Origin of the sequence: Pseudomonas sp. 13159349 (genome assembly GCF_013305685.1) — a bacterium.
In the GTDB taxonomy this organism is placed as follows: Bacteria; Pseudomonadota; Gammaproteobacteria; order Pseudomonadales; family Pseudomonadaceae; genus Aquipseudomonas; species Aquipseudomonas asiatica.
On the sequence record NZ_CP045553.1, the window covers coordinates 1166841 to 1190463 of the forward strand.

Annotated in this window: 26 protein-coding genes; 18 read left to right on the top strand and 8 right to left on the bottom strand. The window is 63.7% G+C overall.

The genetic code is table 11. From position 1 onward, the window contains the following. Nucleotide 1: 1 nt before the first annotated feature. Nucleotides 2-526 (bottom strand): HAD family hydrolase, encoded by a 525-nt coding sequence (locus GEV38_RS05445; protein WP_015269064.1) that lies wholly within the window; start codon nucleotides 524-526, stop codon nucleotides 2-4. Nucleotides 527-538: 12 nt separating this feature from the next. Further along, nucleotides 539-1513: an SIS domain-containing protein gene (locus tag GEV38_RS05450; protein WP_003257920.1), complete on the bottom strand. Its 975-nt coding sequence runs from the start codon at nucleotides 1511-1513 to the stop codon at nucleotides 539-541. A gap of 248 nt (nucleotides 1514-1761) precedes the next feature. On the opposite strand from GEV38_RS05450, the gene GEV38_RS05455 reads away from it, so the two are divergent. The 14 genes from GEV38_RS05455 (at nucleotide 1762) to GEV38_RS05520 (ending at nucleotide 12835) form a co-directional block, all read left to right on the top strand. Further along, nucleotides 1762-2571, top strand: coding sequence for an ATP-binding cassette domain-containing protein (locus tag GEV38_RS05455; protein WP_012270662.1), 810 nt, complete (start codon nucleotides 1762-1764; stop codon nucleotides 2569-2571). Further along, nucleotides 2571-3368, top strand: a complete 798-nt coding sequence (mlaE, locus tag GEV38_RS05460) for a lipid asymmetry maintenance ABC transporter permease subunit MlaE (RefSeq protein WP_013971083.1) — start codon at nucleotides 2571-2573, stop codon at nucleotides 3366-3368. The genes GEV38_RS05455 and mlaE overlap by 1 nt, the downstream gene beginning before the upstream one ends. Then, nucleotides 3368-3853, top strand: a complete 486-nt coding sequence (gene mlaD, locus GEV38_RS05465) for an outer membrane lipid asymmetry maintenance protein MlaD (protein WP_003257921.1) — start codon at nucleotides 3368-3370, stop codon at nucleotides 3851-3853. Before mlaE ends, mlaD begins: the two co-directional genes overlap by 1 nt. A gap of 9 nt (nucleotides 3854-3862) precedes the next feature. After that, complete coding sequence (locus tag GEV38_RS05470; protein ID WP_003257922.1) at nucleotides 3863-4510, top strand: phospholipid-binding protein MlaC; 648 nt, start codon at nucleotides 3863-3865, stop codon at nucleotides 4508-4510. Next, entirely contained in the window at nucleotides 4507-4809 is a 303-nt protein-coding gene (locus tag GEV38_RS05475) for a lipid asymmetry maintenance protein MlaB (RefSeq protein ID WP_015269065.1), read from the top strand. The genes GEV38_RS05470 and GEV38_RS05475 overlap by 4 nt, the downstream gene beginning before the upstream one ends. Before the next feature lie 117 nt (nucleotides 4810-4926). Further along, nucleotides 4927-5166, top strand: coding sequence for a BolA family protein (locus tag GEV38_RS05480; protein ID WP_003255121.1), 240 nt, complete (start codon nucleotides 4927-4929; stop codon nucleotides 5164-5166). A 23-nt stretch (nucleotides 5167-5189) separates the two neighbouring features. Then, a complete protein-coding gene (murA, locus tag GEV38_RS05485) occupies nucleotides 5190-6455 on the top strand; it encodes a UDP-N-acetylglucosamine 1-carboxyvinyltransferase (RefSeq protein ID WP_013971085.1) in 1266 nt (421 codons plus the stop codon). A gap of 123 nt (nucleotides 6456-6578) precedes the next feature. Next, nucleotides 6579-7214 carry an ATP phosphoribosyltransferase gene (hisG, locus tag GEV38_RS05490; RefSeq protein ID WP_003257924.1) on the top strand — a complete coding sequence of 212 codons (636 nt, stop codon included), beginning with the start codon at nucleotides 6579-6581 and terminating at the stop codon, nucleotides 7212-7214. Between the two features lie 134 nt (nucleotides 7215-7348). Next, nucleotides 7349-8674, top strand: coding sequence for a histidinol dehydrogenase (hisD, locus tag GEV38_RS05495; RefSeq protein WP_013971086.1), 1326 nt, complete (start codon nucleotides 7349-7351; stop codon nucleotides 8672-8674). 2 nt (nucleotides 8675-8676) lie between these two features. Then, nucleotides 8677-9723 (top strand): histidinol-phosphate transaminase, encoded by a 1047-nt coding sequence (hisC, locus tag GEV38_RS05500; protein WP_015269066.1) that lies wholly within the window; start codon nucleotides 8677-8679, stop codon nucleotides 9721-9723. Between the two features lie 241 nt (nucleotides 9724-9964). Then, nucleotides 9965-10615, top strand: a complete 651-nt coding sequence (locus GEV38_RS05505) for a FadR/GntR family transcriptional regulator (protein WP_025337831.1) — start codon at nucleotides 9965-9967, stop codon at nucleotides 10613-10615. Between the two features lie 13 nt (nucleotides 10616-10628). Further along, on the top strand, nucleotides 10629-11909 hold the full coding sequence (locus GEV38_RS05510) for an MFS transporter (RefSeq protein WP_054573145.1): 1281 nt from the start codon (nucleotides 10629-10631) through the stop codon (nucleotides 11907-11909). A 160-nt stretch (nucleotides 11910-12069) separates the two neighbouring features. Further along, nucleotides 12070-12546: a nuclear transport factor 2 family protein gene (locus GEV38_RS05515; protein ID WP_015269068.1), complete on the top strand. Its 477-nt coding sequence runs from the start codon at nucleotides 12070-12072 to the stop codon at nucleotides 12544-12546. Then, nucleotides 12539-12835: a GIY-YIG nuclease family protein gene (locus GEV38_RS05520; protein WP_054573144.1), complete on the top strand. Its 297-nt coding sequence runs from the start codon at nucleotides 12539-12541 to the stop codon at nucleotides 12833-12835. Before GEV38_RS05515 ends, GEV38_RS05520 begins: the two co-directional genes overlap by 8 nt. A gap of 122 nt (nucleotides 12836-12957) precedes the next feature. Here the strand turns inward: GEV38_RS05520 and yejK are convergent, their stop codons facing one another. After that, nucleotides 12958-13965: a nucleoid-associated protein YejK gene (gene yejK / locus GEV38_RS05525; protein ID WP_013971093.1), complete on the bottom strand. Its 1008-nt coding sequence runs from the start codon at nucleotides 13963-13965 to the stop codon at nucleotides 12958-12960. A gap of 370 nt (nucleotides 13966-14335) precedes the next feature. Between yejK and GEV38_RS05530 the strand changes: the two genes are divergently transcribed. Next, nucleotides 14336-14617, top strand: a complete 282-nt coding sequence (locus tag GEV38_RS05530) for an HU family DNA-binding protein (protein WP_003257928.1) — start codon at nucleotides 14336-14338, stop codon at nucleotides 14615-14617. 50 nt (nucleotides 14618-14667) lie between these two features. Here the strand turns inward: GEV38_RS05530 and rlmF are convergent, their stop codons facing one another. The 5 genes from rlmF to GEV38_RS05555 all read right to left on the bottom strand — a co-directional run bounded on the left by rlmF (nucleotide 14668) and on the right by GEV38_RS05555 (nucleotide 21139). Continuing rightward, nucleotides 14668-15621: a 23S rRNA (adenine(1618)-N(6))-methyltransferase RlmF gene (rlmF, locus tag GEV38_RS05535; RefSeq protein ID WP_054573143.1), complete on the bottom strand. Its 954-nt coding sequence runs from the start codon at nucleotides 15619-15621 to the stop codon at nucleotides 14668-14670. A 178-nt stretch (nucleotides 15622-15799) separates the two neighbouring features. Continuing rightward, nucleotides 15800-18646 carry a valine--tRNA ligase gene (locus GEV38_RS05540; protein WP_100412848.1) on the bottom strand — a complete coding sequence of 949 codons (2847 nt, stop codon included), beginning with the start codon at nucleotides 18644-18646 and terminating at the stop codon, nucleotides 15800-15802. Nucleotides 18647-18793: 147 nt separating this feature from the next. Then, on the bottom strand, nucleotides 18794-19159 hold the full coding sequence (locus GEV38_RS05545) for a hypothetical protein (RefSeq protein ID WP_015269071.1): 366 nt from the start codon (nucleotides 19157-19159) through the stop codon (nucleotides 18794-18796). A gap of 5 nt (nucleotides 19160-19164) precedes the next feature. Continuing rightward, nucleotides 19165-19596 (bottom strand): DNA polymerase III subunit chi, encoded by a 432-nt coding sequence (locus tag GEV38_RS05550; protein WP_015269072.1) that lies wholly within the window; start codon nucleotides 19594-19596, stop codon nucleotides 19165-19167. A 49-nt stretch (nucleotides 19597-19645) separates the two neighbouring features. Then, the gene (locus GEV38_RS05555; protein WP_015269073.1) at nucleotides 19646-21139 is read right to left on the bottom strand and encodes a leucyl aminopeptidase; all 1494 of its coding nucleotides are present in this window, start codon (nucleotides 21137-21139) and stop codon (nucleotides 19646-19648) included. A 14-nt stretch (nucleotides 21140-21153) separates the two neighbouring features. On the opposite strand from GEV38_RS05555, the gene GEV38_RS05560 reads away from it, so the two are divergent. Genes GEV38_RS05560 through lptG form a run of 3 tightly spaced genes read left to right on the top strand, consistent with a single transcriptional unit; the run spans nucleotide 21154 to nucleotide 23610 of the window. Continuing rightward, entirely contained in the window at nucleotides 21154-21444 is a 291-nt protein-coding gene (locus GEV38_RS05560; RefSeq protein ID WP_015269074.1) for a hypothetical protein, read from the top strand. Next, nucleotides 21441-22556 (top strand): LPS export ABC transporter permease LptF, encoded by a 1116-nt coding sequence (gene lptF, locus GEV38_RS05565; protein ID WP_015269075.1) that lies wholly within the window; start codon nucleotides 21441-21443, stop codon nucleotides 22554-22556. The genes GEV38_RS05560 and lptF overlap by 4 nt, the downstream gene beginning before the upstream one ends. Beyond that, a complete protein-coding gene (gene lptG / locus GEV38_RS05570) occupies nucleotides 22549-23610 on the top strand; it encodes an LPS export ABC transporter permease LptG (RefSeq protein ID WP_015269076.1) in 1062 nt (353 codons plus the stop codon). The genes lptF and lptG overlap by 8 nt, the downstream gene beginning before the upstream one ends. Nucleotides 23611-23623: the final 13 nt, after the last annotated feature.

The following is a 23623-nucleotide window of genomic DNA, read 5'->3' on the forward strand; positions in this document are numbered from 1 at the left end:
CTTACAGGTAGTTGGCGTTGGCAGCGTCCAGGGTGCCCTGGGCCTGCATGATCAGTTCGCAGAATTCACGGGCCGCACCTTCGCCGCCACGTGCCTGGGTCACGCCATGGGCGTGCTGGCGAACGAACGGCGCGGCGTTGGCCACCGCCATGCCCAGTGCGACCCGGCGGATCACCGGCAGGTCGGGCAGGTCGTCGCCAAGGTAGGCCACTTGAGCATAGCTCAGGCCCAGTTCGGCGAGCAGGCCGTCCAGCACCACCAGTTTGTCCTCGCGGCCCTGGTACAGGTGCGGGATGCCGAGGTTCTTCGCCCGGCGCTCGACCACCGGGGTCTTGCGCCCGCTGATGATCGCGGTGGTCACGCCCGAGGCCATGAGCATCTTGATGCCCTGGCCGTCGAGGGTGTTGAAGGTCTTGAACTCGCTGCCGTCCTCGAGGAAGTACAGACGCCCGTCGGTGAGCACGCCGTCCACGTCGAACACTGCCAGCTTGATTTCCTTGCCGCGTTGCATGAGGTCCTGGTTCATTCCATCGCTCCTTTACATCACGCCGGCGCGCAGCAGGTCGTGCATGTTCAGGGCGCCGGTGGGGCGGTCCTCGCGGTCCACCACCACCAGAGCGCCGATCTTGTGGTCTTCCATGATCTTCAGGGCCTCGGCCGCGAGCATTTCGGCGCGGGCCGTCTTGCCGTGCACGGTCATGACCTGATCGATCAGGGTGGTGTGGACGTCGATGTTGCGGTCCAGGCTGCGGCGCAGGTCGCCGTCGGTGAAGATCCCGGCCAGCTTGCCGTCGGCTTCGACGATCACGGTCATGCCCAGGCCTTTGCGGGACATTTCAAGGAGTGCGTCCTTGAGCAGGGTGCCGCGGGGCACCTGGGGCAGTTCGTCGCCGGCGTGCATCACGTTCTCCACCTTGAGCAGCAGGCGGCGGCCCAGTGCACCACCCGGGTGCGAGAAGGCAAAGTCCTCGGCGGTGAAGCCGCGGGCTTCGAGCAGGGCAATGGCCAGCGCGTCGCCCAGCACCAGCGATGCGGTGGTGGAGGAGGTGGGGGCCAGGTTCAGCGGGCAGGCCTCTTGTTCGACGCGGGCGTCGAGGTTGACCTCGGCAGCCTGGGCCAGGGGCGAGTCCGGGTTGCCGGTCAGACTGATCAGCTTGATGCCCAGGCGCTTGATCAGCGGCAGCAGGGTGACGATTTCGGCGGTGCTGCCGGAATTCGACAGGGCAAGGATGACATCATCGCGGGTGATCATGCCCATGTCGCCATGGCTGGCTTCGGCCGGGTGCACGAAAAATGCCGGTGTGCCGGTGCTGGCCAGGGTGGCGGCGATCTTGTTGCCGATGTGCCCGGACTTGCCCATGCCGACCACGACGACCCGGCCCTTGCTGGCCAGGATCAGTTCGCAGGCCTTGACGAAATTGTCGTCGATGCGCGCCAGCAGGGCCTCTACGGCCTCGAGTTCCAGGCGCAGGGTGCGTTGGGCGGATTGGATCAGCTCGCTGGATTGGCTCATGTCGAAAAAGCAATGCCTGATGAAAAGGCGGCGATTATAGCTGCAATGAAAGAAACCCTCACGCTTTCGATTGCCGTGGTGAATGTCTCGCCAGCCTGTCGCAGGGCTGAACGACTCGCTAGCCGACCTTGGGGCGGCGCTGTCAGCGGTGCTATAGTTCGCCGCTATTCGGCCTGCCAGGGGCGCTTGTGCCTTCCAGATGGAGGCCGACGTCCATTAGGACGAGGCTGCACCAGCAAGGAGTCTAGATGAGTGTGGATAGCGCCTACGCGGTCGAGTTGAAGGGGGTTACCTTCAAACGTGGTTCGCGCAGCATTTTCAGCAACGTCGACATTCGCATCCCGCGCGGCAAGGTCACCGGTATCATGGGGCCATCGGGTTGCGGCAAGACCACGTTGCTCCGCCTGATGGGCGCGCAGTTGCGCCCCTCCAGCGGTGAGGTCTGGGTTGCCGGGCAGAACCTGCCGACGTTGTCGCGCAGCGACCTGTTCGACGCCCGCAAGCAAATGGGGGTGCTGTTCCAGAGCGGCGCGCTGTTCACCGATCTCGATGTGTTCGAGAACGTCGCGTTTCCGCTGCGCGTGCACACCCAGCTGTCGGACGAGATGATCCGCGATATCGTGCTGATGAAGCTGCAGGCCGTGGGGTTGCGCGGTGCCATCGACCTGATGCCCGACGAGCTGTCCGGTGGCATGAAGCGCCGTGTGGCGTTGGCCCGTGCGATTGCCCTGGACCCGCAGATTCTCATGTACGACGAACCGTTCGTCGGCCAGGACCCGATCGCCATGGGTGTATTGGTGCGTCTGATCCGCCTGCTCAACGACGCCTTGGGTATCACCAGCATCGTCGTTTCCCACGACCTGGCGGAAACCGCCAGCATCGCCGACTACATCTATGTCGTAGGTGATGGCCAGGTGCTGGGCCAGGGGACGCCTGACGAGCTGATGGGCTCGGACAATCCGCGGATTCGCCAGTTCATGAAGGGCGACCCGGACGGCCCGGTGCCTTTCCATTTCCCTGCGCCTGACTACCGCGCCGACCTGCTGGGAGCGCGTTGATGCGCAGAAAATCCTTACTCGAACGTGTCCGCCTGCTGGGGCGCTCGGCCATCGACGTATTGGCGGTGCTGGGGCGCTCCTGCCTGTTCCTGTTCCATGCGCTGATCGGCCGTGGCGGCATCGGCGGCGGCTTCCAGCTGCTGACCAAGCAGCTGTACTCGGTGGGCGTGCTGTCGCTGGCGATCATCGTTGTGTCCGGGGTGTTCATCGGCATGGTGCTGGCGCTGCAGGGCTTCAGCATCCTGACCAAGTACGGCTCGGAGCAGGCGGTGGGGCAGATGGTCGCCCTGACCCTGCTGCGTGAGCTCGGCCCGGTGGTAACGGCGTTGCTGTTCGCCGGCCGTGCCGGTTCGGCGCTGACCGCAGAAATCGGCAACATGAAGTCCACCGAGCAGTTGTCGAGCCTTGAAATGATCGGCGTCGACCCGCTCAAGTACATCGTCGCGCCGCGCCTGTGGGCCGGTTTCATCTCGCTGCCGTTGCTGGCGCTGATTTTCAGCGTGGTCGGCATCTGGGGTGGATCGTGGGTGGCGGTGGACTGGCTGGGCGTCTACGAGGGCTCGTTCTGGGCCAACATGCAGAACAGTGTTTCGTTCACCGACGACGTGCTCAACGGGCTGATCAAGAGCCTGGTATTTGCCTTCGTCACGACCTGGATCGCCGTATTCCAGGGGTACGACTGTGAGCCCACCTCAGAAGGGATCAGCCGTGCCACCACCAAGACCGTGGTCTATGCCTCGTTGGCAGTGCTGGGTCTGGACTTTATTCTGACCGCCTTGATGTTTGGAGATTTCTGATGCAAAACCGCACCCTGGAAATCGGTGTCGGCCTGTTCCTCCTGGCCGGGATCCTGGCGCTGCTGCTGCTGGCCCTGCGTGTCAGCGGGCTGTCGGCCAGCCCGAGCAGCGATACCTATAAAGTTTATGCCTACTTCGACAATATCGCCGGTTTGACGGTCAGAGCTAAAGTGACCATGGCCGGTGTGACCATCGGCAAGGTTACCGCCATCGATCTGGACCGCGACTCCTACACCGGTCGGGTGACGCTGCAGCTGGACAAGTCGGTGGACAACCTGCCGACCGACTCGACTGCCTCGATCCTGACCGCCGGGTTGCTTGGCGAGAAGTACATCGGCATCAGCGTGGGCGGTGAGGACCAGGTGCTCAAGGACGGCGGGACCATCCACGACACCCAGTCGGCACTGGTGCTGGAAGATCTGATTGGCAAGTTCCTGCTCAACTCCGTTGGCAAAGAACCGAAAGAAGCGCAACCGGCTAATTAAGGAGTTTCCATGATTTCCATCCTGCGACGTGGCCTGCTGGTCCTGCTGGCAGCCTTCCCCCTGCTGACCGTGGCTGCGCAGACGCCACACGATGTGGTTCAGGGCACCACCACTGAACTGCTGGGCGACCTCAAGGCCAACAAGGAACAGTACAAGTCCAACCCCAATGCCTTCTACGATGCGCTGAACCGCATCCTCGGCCCGGTGGTGGACGCTGACGGTATTTCCAAGAGCATCATGACCGTCAAGTACTCGCGCAAGGCCACCCCCGAGCAGATGCAGCGCTTCCAGGAAAACTTCAAGCGCAGCCTGATGCAGTTCTATGGCAATGCCCTGCTCGAGTACAACAACCAGGGCATCACCGTCGACCCGGCCAAGGCTGATGACGGCAAGCGCGCCAGCGTTGGCATGAAGGTCACCGGCAACAACGGTGCCGTGTATCCCGTGCAGTACACGCTGGAGAACATCGGTGGCGAGTGGAAGGTGCGTAACGTGATCGTCAACGGCATCAACATCGGCAAGCTGTTCCGCGACCAGTTCGCCGACGCCATGCAGCGCAATGGCAACGACCTGGACAAGACCATCGACGGCTGGGCCGGCGAAGTGGCGAAGGCCAAGCAGGCCGCCGACAACTCCCCGGAGAAGACCGTCAAATGAGTGAGGCCGGTGTAAGCATGGCCGAGCCGGGCGTGCTGCGCCTGGCCGGCGTGCTGGACTACCGCAGCGGGCCGGTCCTGCGCAAGCAGGGCAAGGCGCTGATCGCGGCATGCCGCGAGGCGCAGCTGGTGCTCGATTGTTCGGCAGTGCAGCGTTCCACCAGTGTCGGCCTGTCGTTGCTGCTGGCCTTCATGCGCGATGCCCAGGCCGCCGGCAAGGGTTGTCAGGTGCGCAGCATGCCGGACGACATGCGGGAAATTGCCGAGGTCTATGACCTCGATGAAGTGCTGGCAACCTGATGGCCCGGCACGGATGATGGCCCCTCGGTCAGTGAAGCCCTCGTTGGGCTTCGCAGGCGAGGGGCTTTTTTGTATGATGGCCGACCCGTGCGCATCGGGCGCCGATTGAGGTTGAGCATGCAGGCCGTAGAAGTTAAAAGCTTCCTTGAAGAGAAATTGCCGGGTTCCCGGGTCGAAGTTGAAGGCGAAGGCTGCAACTTCCAGTTGAACGTGATCAGCGACGAGTTGGCTGGCCTGAGCCCGGTCAAACGCCAGCAGGCGATCTATGCTCACCTGAATCCGTGGATCGCCAATGGCAGCATCCATGCGGTAACCATGAAATTTTTCAGCAGCGCAGCCTGGGCTGAGCGCACCTGAGCCAACGTGGCGGCGAGATTCCAATGGACAAACTGATTATTACTGGCGGCGCTTGCCTTGATGGCGAGATCCGCATTTCGGGCGCGAAGAACGCAGCCTTGCCAATTCTGGCGGCGACCCTGCTGGCCGACGGCCCGGTCACCGTGGGCAACCTGCCGCACCTGCACGACATCACCACCATGATCGAGCTCTTCGGCCGCATGGGCATCGAGCCGGTGATCGACGAAAAGCTGGCTGTCGAGATCGACCCTCGCACCATCAAGACACTGGTTGCACCTTACGAGCTGGTCAAGACCATGCGCGCCTCGATCCTGGTGCTGGGCCCGATGGTTGCCCGTTTCGGCGAGGCCGAAGTGGCCCTGCCTGGCGGTTGCGCCATTGGTTCGCGCCCGGTCGACCTGCACATCCGTGGCCTCGAGGCCATGGGCGCGAAGATCGAAGTCGAAGGCGGCTACATCAAGGCCAAGGCACCTGAGGGTGGCCTGCGCGGTGCGCACTTCTTCTTCGACACCGTCAGCGTGACCGGTACCGAGAACATCATGATGGCCGCTGCCCTGGCCAAGGGCCGCAGCGTGCTGCAGAACGCCGCGCGCGAGCCGGAAGTGGTCGACCTGGCCAACTTCATCAACGCCATGGGCGGCAAGGTCCAGGGCGCTGGTACCGACACCATCGTCATCGATGGCGTCGAGCGCCTGCACTCGGCCAACTACCGCGTGATGCCGGACCGTATCGAGACCGGTACCTACCTGGTTGCCGCTGCCGTGACCGGCGGCCGCGTCAAGGTCAAGGACACCGACCCGACCATCCTTGAAGCCGTACTGGAAAAACTCAAGGAAGCCGGCGCCGACATCAACACTGGCGAAGACTGGATCGAGCTGGACATGCACGGCAAACGGCCGAAAGCCGTCAACCTGCGTACCGCCCCGTACCCGGCGTTCCCGACCGACATGCAGGCGCAGTTCATCTCGCTCAACGCCATTGCCGAAGGCACCGGTGCAGTGATCGAGACGATCTTCGAAAACCGCTTCATGCACGTCTACGAAATGCACCGCATGGGCGCGCAGATCCAGGTCGAAGGCAACACTGCCATCGTCACTGGCGTCAAGGCGCTGAAGGGTGCCCCGGTAATGGCCACCGACCTGCGTGCTTCCGCCAGCCTGGTGCTGTCGGCGCTGGTAGCCGAAGGCGATACCCTGATCGATCGCATCTACCACATCGACCGTGGTTACGAGTGCATCGAAGAAAAACTGCAGATGCTGGGCGCGAAGATCCGTCGCGTACCGGGCTAGTCGTCTGCCTGGTGCATCCTGTGGGGGTGGGATTTGCCCGCTTTCGCAGGATGTGCCTAACGAATTGAATGCGGTCGGGCTCGACGCCCGGCCGGCAGTAGCCGCTTAAGGACCGACGTTCCAATGTTGACCATCGCGCTTTCCAAAGGCCGTATTCTCGACGATACCCTGCCGTTGCTGGCCGAGGCCGGTATCGTGCCGACCGAGAACCCGGACAAGAGCCGCAAACTGATCATCCCCACCACGCAGGACGATGTGCGCCTGCTGATCGTGCGTGCGACCGACGTGCCGACCTATGTCGAGCATGGTGCCGCCGACCTGGGTGTGGCCGGCAAGGATGTGCTGATGGAGTACGGCGGCCAGGGCCTTTACGAGCCCCTGGACCTGCAGATTGCCCGTTGCAAGCTGATGACCGCTGGCGTGGTCGGCGCACCCGAGCCCAAGGGCCGTCTGCGCGTGGCTACCAAGTTCGTCAACGTAGCCAAGCGCTACTACGCCGAACAGGGCCGCCAGGTCGACATCATCAAGCTGTACGGCTCGATGGAACTGGCTCCGCTGATCAACCTCGCCGACAAGATCATCGACGTGGTCGACACCGGCAACACCCTGCGTGCCAACGGCCTGGAGCCCCAGGAACTGATCGCCACGATCAGCTCGCGCCTGGTGGTCAACAAGGCCTCCATGAAAATGCAGCACGCCCGTATCCAGAGCCTGATCGACACGCTGCGCGGAGCGGTCGAATCGCGACACCGCGGCTGACTCTCTACCGACTGCGCGCGGCCTTCGCTGCCGCGCCCGTCTATCCGCGTCATAGCCATTTTTCTCGGGTGCCCGCGCGGATGGACTGGTAGCCTAGGGCGCCTGAGCATTCGCCAATAATCGAGGCCCTCGCCATGACCGTGTCCACTGCAATTGCCCGTCTCAACGCTGCTGATCCGGATTTCGCCCGACATCTGGATCATCTGCTGAGCTGGGAAAGTGTGTCCGATGACGCGGTCAACCAGCGCGTGCTCGACATCATCAAGGCCGTGCGCGAGCGCGGCGATGCGGCACTGGTGGAATTCACCCAGCGTTTCGATGGTGTCGATGCCAAGTCCATCGATGACCTGATCCTCGGTCGCGAGCGCCTGGAGCTGGCGCTGACCCGCATTACCCCGGCCCAGCGCGAAGCCCTGGAGAAGGCCGCCAACCGTGTGCGCATGTACCACGAGCGGCAGAAGCAGGACTCCTGGCAGTACACTGAGGCCGACGGCACCGTGCTCGGCCAGAAGGTCACCCCGCTGGACCGCGCCGGCCTGTATGTGCCGGGTGGCAAGGCGTCGTACCCGTCGTCGGTGCTGATGAACGCCATCCCGGCCAAGGTCGCCGGCGTGGCCGAAGTGGTGATGGTGGTGCCGACCCCGCGTGGCGAGGTCAACGAACTGGTGCTGGCGGCTGCCTGCATCGCCGGTGTCGACCGTGTGTTCACCGTCGGTGGCGCCCAGGCTGTTGCCGCGCTGGCCTACGGTACCGAAAGCGTGCCGCAGGTGGACAAGATCGTCGGCCCGGGCAACATCTACGTCGCCACCGCCAAGCGCCACGTGTTTGGCCAGGTGGGTATCGACATGATCGCCGGCCCGTCGGAAATCCTCGTGGTATGCGACGGCCAGACCGACCCGGACTGGATCGCCATGGACCTGTTCTCCCAGGCCGAGCACGATGAAGATGCCCAGGCCATCCTGGTCAGCCCGGACGCCGCCTTCCTCGACCGCGTTGCCGCCAGCATCGACAAGTTGCTGCCGACCATGGAACGTGCCGAGATCATCGAGAAGTCGATCAATGGCCGTGGCGCGCTGATCCAGGTGCGTGACATGCAACAGGCCATGGAAGTGGCCAACCGCATTGCCCCGGAGCACCTGGAGCTGTCGGTCGCCGACCCGCAGGCCTGGCTGCCGCACATCCGCCACGCTGGCGCGATCTTCATGGGCCGCCACACCAGCGAAGCGCTGGGCGACTACTGCGCAGGGCCCAACCACGTGCTGCCGACCTCCGGTACCGCGCGTTTCTCGTCGCCGCTGGGGGTGTATGACTTCCAGAAGCGTTCGTCGATCATTTTCTGCTCCGAGCAGGGCGCGTCCGAGCTGGGCCACACCGCCTCGGTCCTGGCCCGTGGCGAGTCGCTTACCGCCCACGCCCGTAGCGCTGAATACCGCATTCTGACCCAAGAGAAGGGGAACTGAGCATGAGTCGATTCTGGAGCCCCTTCGTCAAGGACCTGGTGCCTTACGTGCCGGGCGAACAGCCCAAGCTGGCCCGCCTGGTCAAGCTGAACACCAACGAAAACCCCTACGGCCCGTCGCCCAAGGCGCTGGAGGCCATGCGCGGCGAGCTGAACGACAACCTGCGCCTGTACCCGGACCCGAATGGTGACCGGCTGAAGCAGGCGGTGGCCGAGTACTACGGCGTGACCCCGGCACAAGTGTTCGTCGGCAACGGCTCGGACGAGGTACTGGCGCACATCTTCCACGGGCTGTTCCAGCACGACGCACCGCTGCTGTTCCCGGACATCAGCTACAGCTTCTACCCGGTCTACTGCGGTCTTTACGGTATCGCCTTCGAGCAGGTGGCTTTGGACGAGCAGTTCCAGATTCGCATCGAGGACTACAACAAGCCCAACGCCGGCATCATCTTCCCCAACCCCAATGCGCCGACCGGCTGCCTGATGCCGCTGCAGGCGGTGGAGCAGTTGCTGCAAGCCAACCGTGATTCGGTGGTGGTGGTGGATGAAGCCTACATCGACTTCGGTGGCGAAACGGCGATCAGCCTGGTGGACCGCTACGACAACCTGCTGGTCACCCAGACCCTGTCGAAGTCGCGCTCGCTGGCGGGGCTGCGGGTTGGCCTGGCGGTTGGCCACCCGGACCTGATCGAAGCGCTGGAGCGGATCAAGAACAGCTTCAACTCCTACCCGCTGGACCGTGCCGCGATCGTCGGCGCAGCGGTGGCGTTCGAGGACCGCGAGTACTTCGAAGAAACCTGCCGCAAGGTGATCGACAGCCGCGAGGTATTGGTCGGGCAACTGCGGGCCAAGGGCTTCGAAGTGCTGCCGTCGGCGGCCAACTTCATCTTCGCCCGCCACCCGCAGCACGATGCCGGTGAGTTGGCTGCACGCCTGCGCGAGCAGGGGGTGATTGTGCGCCACTTCAAGCAGCCGCGTATTGCCCAGTTCCTGCGCATCACCATCGGTACGCCAGAGATGAACCAGGCGCTGCTCGATGCGTTGACTTGACGCCATCCACTGCCCTGCGCGGTCCTTGTAGGAGCGGCCTTGTGTCGCGAAAGGGCCGCAAAGCGGCCCCAGCAGTTTTTGCATCTGCGCTGAAATCCAGGGGCCGCTTTGCGGCCCTTTCGCGACACAAGGCCGCTCCTACAAAAAATCGCGGCAGGTTTTTAATCGCTGCTCTCTCCAATGACAAACACTTTGCCCACCGGTATGCTGCGCCAATTCATCGGATGATTGGTTGAGTTGCATGAGTACCGAATTGACCAAGCGCTCCCTGGTCGAACTGGCCGTCGAGCGTATGCGCGAACGCATCGTGCTGGGCGATTGGCAGGTTGGCCAGCGTTTGCCGACCGAGCCGGAACTGGCCCTGCAGTTGGGCATAAGCCGCAACACCGTACGCGAGGCCATGCGTGTGCTGGCGTTCAGTGGCCTGGTGGAGATTCGCCAGGGGGATGGCAGCTACCTGCGCACGGCCCAGGACCCGCTACAGGCGGTGCAGGCGATGTCACGCTGCACGCCCGAGCAGGCCCGTGAGACCCGGCACATCCTTGAAGCCGAGGCCATCGGCCTGGCCGCGCTGCGCCGAACCGACGCCGATCTTCAGGCGCTTCGTGATGCCCTGGCCAACAGTGCCGGGCATTTTCACGGTGATATCGATGCTTATGTGGCCTGCGACCTGGTGTTTCACCAGCGGCTGGTCGATGCCGCCCACAACCCGGCCTTGAGTGAGCTGTATCGATACTTTTCCGGGGTGGTGGCTGCCGCGCTGCAGCACAACATGGCAACCGTGCCGCGCTGCCAGGCCACGTTCGACCTGCATGGGCAGATCCTTGCCGCAATCGAGCAACGCGATGCGGAGCAGGCCAAGCGCCTGAGCCGTACCCTTATCGAATCCTGACTCCGAGAAGGCCATGGCTGATTCCATCACCCGTAACACCCCACCGAGCGAGCGGGACCTCGATGAGTTGCTGATCGACGCCGAGGCTGACGACGAGCAGGTCCAACAGCAGCCGGTACAGATACAGCGGCCTTGGCTGTTGTTGCTCGGCCTGGTGCTGGTGGCATTGAACCTGCGCCCGGCATTGTCGAGCATGGCGCCGGTGCTGGGCCAGGTGTCCGAAGGCTTGGGGCTGAATGCCTCGCAGGCCGGTTTGCTGACCACCTTGCCAGTGCTGTGCCTGGGCCTGTTCGCTCCCTTGGCGCCGGTGCTGGCGAGGCGTTTTGGCAGCGAGCGGGTGATCCTCGGCATCCTCGCCACCCTGGCGCTTGGCATCGTCGTGCGCAGTAGCCTGGGGGCCACCGGGGTGTTCCTCGGCAGCCTGATGGCCGGGGCCAGTATCGGCATCATTGGCGTGCTGTTGCCGGGCATCGTCAAGCGCGATTTCCCGCAACACGCTGGCACCTTGACCGGCGTATACACCATGGCGCTGTGCCTGGGCGCCGCCATGGCTGCAGGCGCCACGGTGCCTCTGGCCCAGCACTTCAACGACAGCTGGGCGCTGGGGCTTGGCTTCTGGATGCTGCCGGCCCTGCTGGCCATGCTGGTATGGCTGCCGCAGGCCCGCCAGGGTCATGGCCTGCACAAGGTGGCTTATCGCGTGCGTGGGCTATGGCGGGACCCGCTGGCCTGGCAGGTGACCCTGTACATGGGCCTGCAGTCGTCACTGGCCTATATCGTCTTTGGCTGGTTGCCATCGATCCTGATCGGTCGCGGCCTGAGCCCGACCGAGGCGGGGCTGGTGCTGTCGGGGTCGGTAATCGTGCAGCTGGTCAGTTCGCTCAGTGCGCCCTGGCTGGCCACTCGCGGCAAGGACCAGCGCCTGGCCATCGTGCTGGTCATGCTGATTACCCTGACCGGCCTGTTCGGTTGCCTGTATGCGCCGCTTTCCGGGCTGTGGGGCTGGGCGGTTGTGCTGGGCCTGGGGCAGGGCGGTACCTTTGCCCTGGCGCTGACCTTGATCGTGCTGCGCTCGAAGGATGCCCATGTCGCGGCGAACCTGTCGAGCATGGCGCAGGGGGTGGGTTATACCCTGGCGTCGATGGGGCCGTTTGCGGTGGGGCTGGTACATGACCTGACCGGGGGCTGGGTGGCAGTGGGGTGGATTTTTGCCGTGCTGGGGGCGGGGGCCATCGTGTTCGGCCTGGGGGCTGGGCGGGCTTTGCATGTGCAGGTGAGCAGCGAGAAAGTCTGAAGCTGATATTGGCAGTGCTGGCCCTTTCGCGGGTAAACCCGCTCCTACAGGGATCGCACATAGCTTGAAGCCGTGATGTATCCGCGAAAGGGCCGGTACTGGCATAAGCAACCGGGGCAGATTATCGTGCTGCTTTCATCCCCAGGACGGACCAGCCCACATGAGCGACGCCAACCGCGACCTGATCACCCGCTTCTACCAGGCCTTCCAGCGCCTGGACGCCGAGGCCATGGTCGCCTGCTACAGCGACGATATCGTCTTCAGCGACCCGGTCTTCGGCACCTTGCGTGGCAAGGATGCAGGCGACATGTGGCGAATGCTCACCAGCCGGGCCAAGGACTTCACCCTGACCTTCGACAACGTCCGCGCCGATGAACGCACGGGCGCCGCACATTGGGTGGCCACCTACCTTTTCAGCCAGACCGGCCGCATCGTGGTCAATGATATCCAGGCGCGTTTCGTGATCCGTGACGGTTTGATCTGCCAGCACGATGACCACTTCGACTTGTGGCGTTGGTCGCGGCAGGCGCTGGGTGTGCCTGGCATGCTGCTGGGCTGGTCGCCGCTGGTGCAGAACAAGGTACGCCAGCAGGCGTTCAAAGGATTGCGAGCATTCCAGCAGGCCCAGGGTGAGTGACCCCGTTGAAATTGCCGCCAGCAAACCCTGGTATGTCTACTTGGTAAGGGCTGCCAATGGATCGCTGTATTGCGGTATCAGCGATGACCCGCAGCGGCGCTTTCTGGCGCACCAGAAAGGGCAGGGCGCGCGTTACTTCAAGACCAGCCCGGCCCAGGCGCTGGTGTATGTGGAGCAATGGCCGGACAAGGGCGAGGCGTTACGCCAGGAGCGGCTGGTGAAGCGGCTGCGCAAGTCGGCGAAGGAGGCGTTGGTGGCCTCCTATGGCGCAGTAGTGGCTGCTAATTAGGGCCGCTTCGCGCCCCATCGCCGGCAAGCCAGCTCCCACTTCGACTGCATAGACCTCAGGCCTGTGCAGTACCTGTGGGAGCTGGCTTGCCGGCGATGGGCTGCGCAGCAGCCCCGGGGTCATCAGTCCTTGCGCCGCTTCAACTGATCCACCAAGGTGGTCGGAAGGCCCTTGATGATCAAGGTCCCTGCCGCTTCGTCATACTCGACCTTGTCCCCCAGCAGGTGCGCTTCGAAGCTGATCGACAACCCCTCGGCACGGCCGGTGAAGCGGCGGAACTGGTTGAGGGTGCGCTTGTCCGCAGGGATTTCCGGCGACAGACCGTAGTCCTTGTTGCGGATGTGGTCGTAGAACGCCTTGGGCCGATCCTCGTCGATCAGGCTGGACAGCTCCTCCAGCGTGACCGGTTCGCCGAGCTTGGTCTGGGTAGTGGCGTACTCGACCAGGGTCTGGGTTTTTTCGCGGGCGGACTCTTCCGGCAGGTCTTCGCTCTCGACGAAGTCGCTGAAGGCCTTGAGCAGGGTGCGGGTTTCGCCCGGGCCGTCGACGCCCTCCTGGCAGCCGATGAAGTCACGGAAGTAGTCCGAGACCTTCTTGCCATTCTTGCCCTTGATGAACGAAATGTACTGTTTGGAGTTCTGGTTGTTCTTCCACTCCGACAGGTTGATGCGCGCCGCCAGGTGCAGCTGGCCAAGGTCGAGGTGCCGCGAAGGCGTCACATCAAGCTCGGCGTTCACTGCCACACCTTCGCTGTGGTGCAGAAGGGCGATCGCCAGGTATTCGGTCATGCCTTGCTGGTAGTGGGCAAACAGGATGTGGCCGCCGGTGGACAGGTTGGACTCTTCCATCAGCTTTTGCAGGTGCTCCACGGCCACACGGCTGAAGGAGGTAAAGTCCTTTTCTTCGTCCAGGTACTGCTTCAGCCAGCCGCTCAGCGGGTAGGCGCCGGACTCGCCGTGGAAAAAGCCCCAGGCCTTGCCTTGCTTGGCGTTGTAGCTGTCATTGAGGTCGGCCAGAAGGTTTTCGATGGCGTCGGAGGCAGCCAGTTCGGAATCGCGGGCATGCAGCACGGCGGGGCTGCCATCGGGCTTTTTGTCGATCAGGTGAACGATGCAATGACGGATTGGCATGGAATTCTCGGCGAGCTGCAAAAGTTGTCCAGTTTACCCTAGACACCAGGTGATGCAGTGGCCGGATGTTGGCAGAAATGCCGGTTGTTCGTTTTTTGTTCAATTTTGTGCGTTTTAGGCTAAAACCCCCGAAAAACCTGCATTAAATCGAAGCGTGCAGCGGATATTTATCTGCTCCTGTGGTAGCTTTGCGCGGTCTTGCGCCCCTTGTGTGGCGCATTGCTGGCAGCGTGCTGTCGTCGTGTCGAACCAAACGTCGATTTGCGTATCTACATACGCGATTGGCGCGGCCCTCCACTTTCAGGGGCTGGCCCGATAACGTCGTAGTCCGCTGCATAACCATCGAATTTGATAGGGAAGGAACACCACCATGGCATTGACCAAAGACCAACTGATTGCCGACATCGCCGAATCGATCGCCGCGCCCAAAGCCACCGCCAAGAACGCTCTGGAGCAACTGGGCCAGATCGTTGCCGACCAGCTGGAAAACGGCGCTGAAATCACTCTGCCAGGTATCGGCAAACTGAAAGTCGCTGAGCGTCCTGCCCGTACCGGCCGCAACCCTTCGACTGGCGCTGCCATCGAAATCGCTGCCAAGAAAGTCGTCAAGTTCGTTCCGGCCAAAGTGCTGACCGACGCCATCAACAAGTAATTGTTGAAGCTTTGACGAAACCGCGCCCGGCTTGCCCGGACGCGGTTTTTTCATGCCTGGGTTTTACGCCCGGCGTGCCAGGCTTGGCGCGCCTCGTCGTCGTGGAAGCTCCAGGCGACCATGCGGCTTTGCTTCTGCCCCTGGCCCATTTCACTGATGCGCACGGCCCTGGCGCCCGCTTTCCTGAGCGCAGCCTCGATCCCCGGCAAGTTGCTGGCCTTGGACACCAGGCTGGTGAACCACAGTACCCGTTCGGCGTACTGCACGCTTTCACTGACCAGTTGGCTGACAAAGCGGATCTCGCCGCCCTCGCACCACAGTTCGTTGTTCTGGCCACCGAAGTTGAGCACCGGCAGCTTGCGCTTGGGGTCCTGCTTGCCGAGGTTCTTCCACTTGCGCTGGCTACCACGGGTGGCTTCGTCGCGTGAGGCATGGAAGGGTGGGTTGCACAGGGTCAGGTCGAAGCGTTCGCCCTCCTGCAGCAGGCCGCTGAGGATGTGCGCACGGTTGGCCTGTTGGCGCAGGGTGATGGCCTTGCCCAGGCCGTTGGCCTGGACGATGGCCTTGGCCGAAGCCAGGGCCACGGGGTCGATGTCCGAGCCAAGGAAGCGCCAGCGGTAGTCGCTGTGGCCCAGCAACGGGTAGATGCAGTTGGCCCCCACGCCGATGTCCAGCGCACGCACCTGGGCGCCCTTGGGAATCTCGCCGGCATTGTCATCGGCCAGCAGGTCGGCGGCGACGTGGATGTAGTCGGCGCGGCCAGGAATCGGCGGGCACAGGTAGTCGGCGGGGATATCCCAGTGCTGGATGCCGTACTGGGCCTTCAGCAGAGCACGGTTGAACACCCGTACGGCCTCGGGGTTGGCGAAGTCGATGCTGGGTTTGCCGTGGGGGTTGGTGATGGTGAAGCGCGCCAGGTCAGGGTGGGCCTTGATCAGGCTGGGGAAGTCGTAGCGGCCCTGGTGGCGGTTGCGCGGGTGCAGGGTGGGTTTGTTCGGGGTCATGGCAGTGTCCAGCCCTATACGAGCGGTGGCTGATAGAGCCTGGGGCTGCTTTGCAGCCCTTTCGCGACACAAGGCCGCTCCTACAGGATAGCGGCGCCCTTCAGACCGGCGCCGTCCCTGTAGGAGCGGCCTTGTGTCGCGAAAGGGCCGCAAAGCGGCCCCAGCTTTTCTCTAGTGATTAAAGCGCTGCAATCCGCGCATGCTGCTCGGTGAAGTTGGCCAGGGCCTGTTCGGACTCGGCCAGCTTGGCGCGTTCCTTCTCGATCACGGCAGGTGGTGCCTTGTCGACGAAGGCGGCGTTGGACAGCTTGCCACCCACGCGTGCCACTTCACCCTGCAGGCGCTGGATTTCCTTGTTCAGGCGCGCCAGCTCGGCATCCTTGTCGATCAGGCCGGCCATTGGCACCAGCACTTGCAGGTCACCGACCAGGGCGGTGGCCGACAGCGGCGCTTCGTCGGCATCGCCCAGTACGGTAAACGATTCGACCTTGGCCAGCTTCTTCAGCAGGGCTTCGTTTTCCTGCAGGCGACGCTGGTCGTCGGCGTTGGCGTTCTTCAGGAACAGCGGCAGCGGCTTGCCCGGGCCGATGTTCATTTCGGCGCGGATGTTGCGCAGGCCGACCATCAGCTCCTTGAGCCACTCGATGTCGCCTTCGGCGGCAGCATCGATGCGGCTTTCATTGGCCACCGGCCATGGCTGCAGCATGATGGTCTTGCCTTCGATGCCGGCCAGCGGCGCGATGCGCTGCCAGATTTCTTCGGTGATGAACGGCATGAACGGATGCGCCAGGCGCAGCGCCACTTCCAGCACGCGCACCAGGGTGCGGCGGGTGCCACGGGCGCGCTCGACCGGGGCGTTCTCGTCCCACAGCACCGGCTTGGACAGCTCCAGGTACCAGTCGCAGTACTGGTTCCAGATGAACTCGTACAGCGCCTGGCTGGCCAGGTCGAAGCGGAACTGCTCCAGCTGGCGGGTCACTTCGGCTTCGGTACGCTGCAGCTGCGAGATGATCCAGCGGTCAGCCAGCGACAGCTCGTAGGCCTCGCCGTTCTGGCCGCAGTCTTCGCCCTTATCCAGCACGTAGCGGGCGGCGTTCCAGATCTTGTTGCAGAAGTTGCGGTAGCCTTCGACGCGGCCCATGTCGAACTTGATGTCACGGCCGGTGGAGGCCAACGAGCAGAAGGTGAAGCGCAGGGCGTCGGTGCCGTAGCTGGCGATACCTTCGGGGAACTCGGCCTTGGTCTGCTTGGCGATTTTTTCGGCAAGCTTGGGCTGCATCATGCCGCTGGTGCGTTTTTCCAGCAGGGCGTCGAGGGTGATGCCGTCGACGATGTCCAGCGGGTCCAGCACGTTGCCTTTGGACTTGGACATCTTCTGGCCCTGGCCGTCACGTACCAGGCCGTGCACGTACACGGTCTTGAACGGTACCTGCGGGGTGCCATCCTCGTTCTTGATCAGGTGCATGGTCAGCATGATCATGCGCGCAACCCAGAAGAAGATGATGTCGAAGCCGGTTACCAGCACGTCGGTGGAGTGGAATTTCTTGAGGAACTCGGTCTGTTCCGGCCAGCCCAGGGTGGAGAAGGTCCACAGGCCCGAGCTGAACCAGGTGTCGAGTACGTCGTCGTCCTGGCGCAGGACCACGTCGGCGCCCAGGTTGTGCTTGGCGCGCACTTCTTCCTCGTTGCGGCCGACATAGACCTGGCCGGCCTCGTCGTACCATGCCGGGATGCGGTGGCCCCACCACAGCTGTCGGCTGATGCACCAGTCCTGGATGTCACGCATCCAGGAGAAGTACATGTTCTCGTACTGCTTGGGCACGAACTGGATGCGGCCATCTTCCACGGCGGCGATGGCAGGTTCTGCCAGCGGCTTGGTGGAAACGTACCACTGGTCGGTCAGCCACGGCTCGATGACGGTGCCCGAACGGTCGCCTTTCGGCACTTTCAGCGCGTGGTCGTCGATGCTCACCAGCAGGCCCTGGGCATCCAGGTCGGCGACGATCTGCTTGCGTGCGACGAAGCGGTCGAGGTTGGCGTACTGGGCCGGCAGGCGGGTGTCCACCTGATCGTTGATGCTGCCGTCGAGGTTGAAGGCCTGCGCGCTGGCCAGCACGAAGGCATTCTTGTCGAAGATGTTCAGCAGCGGCAGGTTGTGGCGTTTGCCGACTTCGTAGTCGTTGAAGTCGTGGGCCGGGGTGATCTTCACGCAGCCGGTACCGAACTCGGGGTCGCAGTAGTCGTCGGCGATGATCGGGATGCGGCGGCCGACCAGCGGCAATTCGACGAACTTGCCGATCAGTGCCTGGTAGCGCTCGTCGTTCGGGTTGACTGCCACGGCCGCGTCACCCAGCAGGGTTTCCGGACGGGTGGTGGCGACGACCAGGTAGTCCTTGCCTTCGGCGGTCTTGGCGCCGTCGGCCAGCGGGTAGCGCAGGTTCCACAGGTGGCCCTTCTCGTCGTGGTTTTCCACTTCGAGGTCGGAGATGGCCGTGTGCAGCTTGGTGTCCCAGTTGACCAGGCGCTTGCCGCGGTAGATCAGGCCGTCTTCATGCAGGCGCACGAAGGCTTCCTTGACCGCTTCGGACAGGCCGTCGTCCATGGTGAAACGCTCGCGGCTCCAGTCGACCGACGAGCCCAGACGGCGGATCTGACGGCTGATGTTGCCGCCGGACTGGTCCTTCCATTCCCAGACCTTTTCCAGGAACTTTTCGCGGCCCAGGTCATGACGGTTCTGGCCCTTGGCCTCTAGCTGGCGCTCGACCAGCATCTGGGTGGCGATACCGGCGTGGTCGGTGCCTGGCTGCCACAGGGTGTCGCGGCCTTGCATGCGGCGGAAACGGATCAGGGCGTCCATGATCGCGTTGTTGAACCCGTGGCCCATGTGCAGGCTGCCGGTCACGTTCGGCGGCGGGATCATGATGGTGTAGGACTCGCCTGCACCTTGTGGGGCGAAATAGTTCTCGGACTCCCAGGTGTTGTACCAGGAAGTTTCGATGGCGTGCGGCTGGTAGGTCTTATCCATGCGCGGCGGGACCCTGTGCATTTATTCGGGAAAGCCGGGAAGTATAACCAAGCTAGGGGCCGCAGGCGACAAGCTGCTGCTATCTGGCAGGCAGGGACGGCCTATTCGCGGGTAAACCCGCGAAGAAGGCACCGCCGAATTTCGGTTTTACTCGGAACGCTTGATCAACCGCTCGATCCGCGCATCCAGCCGGCGCTTGATCTCGTTCTCGATGTGGGGGGTAAAGTCGTTGATCACGTCCTGCATGATCATCTGCGCCGCCGCACGCAGTTCGCTTTCCAGGTGCAGGAGGGTGTCCTGGCGGCGGGTCTGCGGGTCGTCTTCGGGTTCGGCAGCTATCGGTTCGGCCGCAGGCACATGGTTGCCGGGCGCTTCTTCCAGCAGCAACGGGATCTGCTCCACCGTCTCGGTCAGCAGCGGCGGTTGCAGGTCGGCGTCGCCAAGCAGCTGGCGTATCGACTCGAGGTCATCGAGCAGATGGGCGGAATCGGGCAGGGGGGAGGGCTTGTCCATCGTCGTCAAAGTCGCTGTAAGCGGTGGTCTTGCAGAGCATAGCCCTGTTCACGGTAGAAACGGAATCGTTCACGGGCCGATTGGCGGATGCCAGGCTCTTCAACGACGATTTCGGCCACTCGCTCGAACTGGCCGACGAAGGCCGGTACGCCGGTGCCCAGGTTGATCAACAGGTCGTGGTGGTCGCCCGCACTGTCGGCGGCCAGGCCCAATGCCACGCTGGCATCGGCATGTACCTCCGCGAGGTCGTGGGGCACGAAGGCCTCGCCCTTGAAGCGCCACAGGCGTTGGTCCAGCTCGCTGCGCTGCTCGGCGTCCTGGCAATGCAGGTAGACCCGGTGGCCAAGGCGCCAGGCCTTTTCGCACAGCTTGCAGGCGAAATCGAGCCGCGCCGACAGCGAGTCGGTGGGCAGGATGTAGAAATCGACTTTGCTCATGGTGGTATCGCCGGCCGGTGGAGCGCGGGGCGCCACCGGCTCAATGGCGTCAGGCGCCGGCGCGGTCCAGCAGGTACTGGGTCAGCAGGGGTACAGGGCGGCCAGTGGCGCCCTTGTCCTTGCCGCCGCTGACCCAGGCGGTGCCGGCGATGTCCATGTGCGCCCAGTCGTAGGCCTTGGCAAAGCGCGACAGGAAGCAGCCGGCGGTGATGGTGCCGGCCTTCGGCCCGCCGATGTTGCCCATGTCGGCGAACGGGCTGTCCAGCTGCTCCTGGTACTCATCGAACAGCGGCAGCTGCCAGGCACGGTCGTCGGCGCGCTTGCCGGCGTCGAGCAACTGGCCGACCAGGTCGTCGTTGTTGCCCATCAGGCCAGTGGTGTGGCTGCCCAGGGCGACGATGCAGGCACCGGTCAGGGTAGCGATGTCGATGACTGCCTGCGGTTTGAAGCGCTCGGCGTAGGTCAGGGTGTCGCACAGCACCAGGCGGCCTTCGGCGTCGGTGTTGAGGATTTCCACGGTCTGCCCGCTCATGGTGGTGACGATGTCACCCGGACGGGTGGCGCCGCCGCTCGGCATGTTCTCGGCGCAGGCCAGCAGGCACACCAGGTTGACCGGCAGCTGCAGCTCGAGCACCGCACGCAGGGTGCCGAGCACGCTGGCGGCACCGCACATGTCGTACTTCATTTCGTCCATGCCGGCACCAGGCTTCAGGCTGATGCCGCCGGTGTCGAAGGTAATGCCCTTGCCCACCAGCACGAACGGCTTGTCCGCCTTCTTGCCGCCCTGGTAGTTGAGCACGATCAGGCGTGGCGGCTGGTCGCTGCCCTGGCCGACGGCGTAGAACGCGCCCATGCCCAGGTCCTTGATCTTCTTCTCGTCCAGCACTTCGACCTTCAGCGCCTTGTGCGCCTTGGCCAGGTCCTTGGCCTGTTCGGCCAGGAAGCTTGGGTGGCACAGGTTGGGCGGCAGGTTGCCCAGGTCGCGCGTGAAGGCCATGCCGGTGGCGATGGCACTGGCATGCTTGACGGCACGTTCGACCTCGGCCTGGCCGGCCTTGTCGGCCAGCAGGGTGACCTTCTTCAGTGCGCGTGGCTCGGCCTTCTGGCTCTTGAAGCGATCGAACACGTATTCGCCGTCGAGCAGGGTTTCGGCCAGCAGGCGGTACTTGCCGTAGTGGGCGTCACGGTTGCTGACCGCGATGTCGTCCAGGGCAAGCACGGCGTCAGCGCCGTTCAGGCCCTTGAGCACGCCGGCGACGCTGGCGACCAGTTTGCGCCAGGCGCGGTCGCCCAGGGCTTCGTCCTTGCCGCTGCCCACCAGCAGTACGCGCTCGGCCTTCAGGCCCGCGAGGTTCTGCAGGAGCAGGGTCTGGCCCGGCTTGCCGGCCAGGTCGCCACGCTTGAGCACGGCACTGATGGCGCCTTCGCTGGCCTGGTCGACGGCCTTGGCCACGGCGCCGAGCTTGCGGTTTTCACCTACCGGGAGGACCAGGGTGGCGGTTTTTACGGATGCAGCAGCTACGCTTTTTACAACCAGTTCCATGTCAGGATCCCCGAATGATCGATACAGTCGGCGCTGTGTATTCCAGCGCTCTGGACGGGCCTGGCCGCGTCGTCGCGCGCCAGCGGAAAAGCTGCCAGTTTGAGCCTGCGGGAAGCGTGCTGACAACCCCGTTATGCGCCTTCATGCGCGGCGAAGTGACAGGGGCGGTCAATCACAGGATAATGCGCGCACTTTACATGGAGGTTCGCCTTTGGCGAACCGGCATTGGTCTTGGCTGTACTAAGTCATTGTCTGGCGCCATTGATTGGCAGTCCGCCCTGACAACCCAGGAGTGTCTGGTTTGATCGTCTTTCGTTATCTGTCCCGCGAGGTCCTGGTGACCTTGAGCGCCGTCAGCGCCGTGCTGCTGGTGATCATCATGAGCGGGCGCTTCATCAAGTACCTGGCCCAGGCTGCCCAGGGTGTGCTCGACCCGAGCGTGCTGTTCCTGATCATGGGCTTCCGTCTGCCGGGCTTCCTGCAGCTGATCCTGCCTCTGGGGCTGTTCCTCGGCATTCTCCTGGCGTACGGGCGCCTGTACCTGGAAAGCGAGATGACCGTGCTGTCGGCCACCGGCATGAGCCAGCAGCGCCTGCTGGGCCTGACCATGGCGCCGGCCGCCCTGGTCGCCCTGCTGGTGGCCTGGCTTAGCCTGAGCCTGGCACCGCTGGGCGTGGCCCAGGTGCAGCAGATCATCGCCCAGCAGGATGCCCTGACCGAGTTCGACACCCTGGTGCCGGGCCGCTTCCAGACCCTGCGCGACGGCTCGCGGGTGACTTACACCGAAGAGCTGTCGGACGACCGCATCAACCTGGCCGGGGTGTTCATTTCCGAGAAGCGCTTCAACCAGGACAAGACCAAGGACCGCGCCCCGTCGGTGCTGGTTGCCGAAAAAGGCCACCAGGAAATCCAGGCCGACGGCAACCGCTACCTGGTGCTGGAAAACGGCTACCGTTACGACGGCAACCCGGGCCAGGCCGATTACCGTGCAATCAAGTACGACACCTACGGCGTGCTGCTGCCCAAGCCGGAAGTCGCCGAGGAAGTGACCGATCGCGAAGCCATCCCCACTTCCGAGCTGATCGGCAAGAAGGGCCTGCGTGAGCGCGCCGAGCTGCAATGGCGGCTGTCGCTGCCGATCCTGGTGTTCATCGTCACCATGCTGGCGGTGCCGCTGTCCCGGGTCAACCCGCGCCAGGGCCGCTTCCTCAAGCTGCTGCCGGCAATTCTTCTGTACATGGCCTACCTGACAATGCTGATTTCCGTACGCGGCGCCCTCGAGAAGGGCAAACTGCCGATCGCCCTGGGCATGTGGTGGGTCCACGGCCTGTTCCTGCTGATCGGCCTGGGCCTGATGTACTGGGAGCCGCTGCGCCTCAAGCGCGCCGCCCGTCGTGCGGAGGTGGCCCATGGGTAAGCTCGACCGCTACATCGGCCAGAGCGTGCTGCTGGCCATCCTCGCCGTGCTGGGGATCATCCTCGGCCTGGCTTCGCTGTTTGCCTTCATCGACGAGATGAGCGACCTGAGTGACACCTACACGGTGATGGAGGCGGGCAACTTCGTCCTGCTGACCGCACCGCGGCGGCTGTACGAAATGCTGCCGATGGCCGCCTTGATCGGCTGCCTGATCGGCCTGGGCAGTCTGGCCAGCAGCAGCGAACTGACCATCATGCGTGCTGCCGGGGTTTCCATCGGGCGCATCGTCTGGGCGGTGATGAAGCCGATGCTGGTACTGATGCTGGTGGGCCTGCTGATCGGCGAGTACGTGGCGCCGGTGACCGAGAACAAGGCCCAGGCCGACCGTTCCCTGGCCCAGGGCGGTGGTGAGGCGCAAAGCTCCAAGCGCGGCATGTGGCACCGCCAGGGCGAGGAGTACGTGCACATCAACGCCGTGCAGCCTAACGGCCTGCTGCTGGGTGTGACCCGTTACCGCTTCGACAGCGAGCGCAAGATCGTCACCTCGAGCTTCGCCCGCCGTGCACAGTACCAGGACGACCACTGGATGCTCAGCGACGTGCGCACCACCTTCTTCCGTGGCGACCACACCGAAGTGGTGACCGCGCCACAGGAGCGCTGGGACGTTTCGCTCACGCCGCAACTGCTCAATACTGTGATCCTCGCGCCGGAGTCGCTGTCCATCACCGGGCTGTGGGACTACATCCACTACCTGTCCGACCAGGGCCTGAACAATGCCCGTTACTGGCTGGCGTTCTGGACCAAGGTATTGCAGCCGATGGTGACCGCGGCGCTGGTGCTGATGGCCATTTCCTTCATCTTCGGCCCGCTGCGTTCGGTAACCCTTGGCCAGCGCGTGTTCACCGGTGTACTGGTGGGCTTTGTGTTCCGCATCGCCCAGGACCTGCTGGGGCCTTCGAGCCAGGTGTTCGGCTTCCCGCCGCTGCTGGCGGTGGTGATCCCGGCAGGCATCTGTGCGCTGGCCGGCGTGTGGTTGTTGCGCCGGGCAGGTTGATGGCCTGAGCTGT

What these genes read in the sequence shown, in the direction of transcription:
- hisG (WP_003257924.1), top strand. Translation starts at nt 6,579, where the DNA reads ATGTTGACCATCGCGCTTTCCAAAGGCCGTATTCTCGACGATACCCTG.
- GEV38_RS05505 (WP_025337831.1), top strand. Translation starts at nt 9,965, where the DNA reads ATGAGTACCGAATTGACCAAGCGCTCCCTGGTCGAACTGGCCGTCGAG.
- GEV38_RS05450 (WP_003257920.1), bottom strand. Translation starts at nt 1,513, where the DNA reads ATGAGCCAATCCAGCGAGCTGATCCAATCCGCCCAACGCACCCTGCGC.
- GEV38_RS05550 (WP_015269072.1), bottom strand. Translation starts at nt 19,596, where the DNA reads ATGAGCAAAGTCGATTTCTACATCCTGCCCACCGACTCGCTGTCGGCG.
- hisC (WP_015269066.1), top strand. Translation starts at nt 8,677, where the DNA reads ATGAGTCGATTCTGGAGCCCCTTCGTCAAGGACCTGGTGCCTTACGTG.
- GEV38_RS05530 (WP_003257928.1), top strand. Translation starts at nt 14,336, where the DNA reads ATGGCATTGACCAAAGACCAACTGATTGCCGACATCGCCGAATCGATC.
- GEV38_RS05475 (WP_015269065.1), top strand. Translation starts at nt 4,507, where the DNA reads ATGAGTGAGGCCGGTGTAAGCATGGCCGAGCCGGGCGTGCTGCGCCTG.
- mlaD (WP_003257921.1), top strand. Translation starts at nt 3,368, where the DNA reads ATGCAAAACCGCACCCTGGAAATCGGTGTCGGCCTGTTCCTCCTGGCC.
- rlmF (WP_054573143.1), bottom strand. Translation starts at nt 15,621, where the DNA reads ATGACCCCGAACAAACCCACCCTGCACCCGCGCAACCGCCACCAGGGC.
- murA (WP_013971085.1), top strand. Translation starts at nt 5,190, where the DNA reads ATGGACAAACTGATTATTACTGGCGGCGCTTGCCTTGATGGCGAGATC.
- GEV38_RS05560 (WP_015269074.1), top strand. Translation starts at nt 21,154, where the DNA reads ATGATCGATACAGTCGGCGCTGTGTATTCCAGCGCTCTGGACGGGCCT.
- GEV38_RS05445 (WP_015269064.1), bottom strand. Translation starts at nt 526, where the DNA reads ATGAACCAGGACCTCATGCAACGCGGCAAGGAAATCAAGCTGGCAGTG.
- mlaE (WP_013971083.1), top strand. Translation starts at nt 2,571, where the DNA reads ATGCGCAGAAAATCCTTACTCGAACGTGTCCGCCTGCTGGGGCGCTCG.
- GEV38_RS05470 (WP_003257922.1), top strand. Translation starts at nt 3,863, where the DNA reads ATGATTTCCATCCTGCGACGTGGCCTGCTGGTCCTGCTGGCAGCCTTC.
- GEV38_RS05510 (WP_054573145.1), top strand. Translation starts at nt 10,629, where the DNA reads ATGGCTGATTCCATCACCCGTAACACCCCACCGAGCGAGCGGGACCTC.
- hisD (WP_013971086.1), top strand. Translation starts at nt 7,349, where the DNA reads ATGACCGTGTCCACTGCAATTGCCCGTCTCAACGCTGCTGATCCGGAT.
- GEV38_RS05480 (WP_003255121.1), top strand. Translation starts at nt 4,927, where the DNA reads ATGCAGGCCGTAGAAGTTAAAAGCTTCCTTGAAGAGAAATTGCCGGGT.
- GEV38_RS05540 (WP_100412848.1), bottom strand. Translation starts at nt 18,646, where the DNA reads ATGGATAAGACCTACCAGCCGCACGCCATCGAAACTTCCTGGTACAAC.
- lptG (WP_015269076.1), top strand. Translation starts at nt 22,549, where the DNA reads ATGGGTAAGCTCGACCGCTACATCGGCCAGAGCGTGCTGCTGGCCATC.
- GEV38_RS05545 (WP_015269071.1), bottom strand. Translation starts at nt 19,159, where the DNA reads ATGGACAAGCCCTCCCCCCTGCCCGATTCCGCCCATCTGCTCGATGAC.
- GEV38_RS05555 (WP_015269073.1), bottom strand. Translation starts at nt 21,139, where the DNA reads ATGGAACTGGTTGTAAAAAGCGTAGCTGCTGCATCCGTAAAAACCGCC.
- GEV38_RS05455 (WP_012270662.1), top strand. Translation starts at nt 1,762, where the DNA reads ATGAGTGTGGATAGCGCCTACGCGGTCGAGTTGAAGGGGGTTACCTTC.
- GEV38_RS05515 (WP_015269068.1), top strand. Translation starts at nt 12,070, where the DNA reads ATGAGCGACGCCAACCGCGACCTGATCACCCGCTTCTACCAGGCCTTC.
- yejK (WP_013971093.1), bottom strand. Translation starts at nt 13,965, where the DNA reads ATGCCAATCCGTCATTGCATCGTTCACCTGATCGACAAAAAGCCCGAT.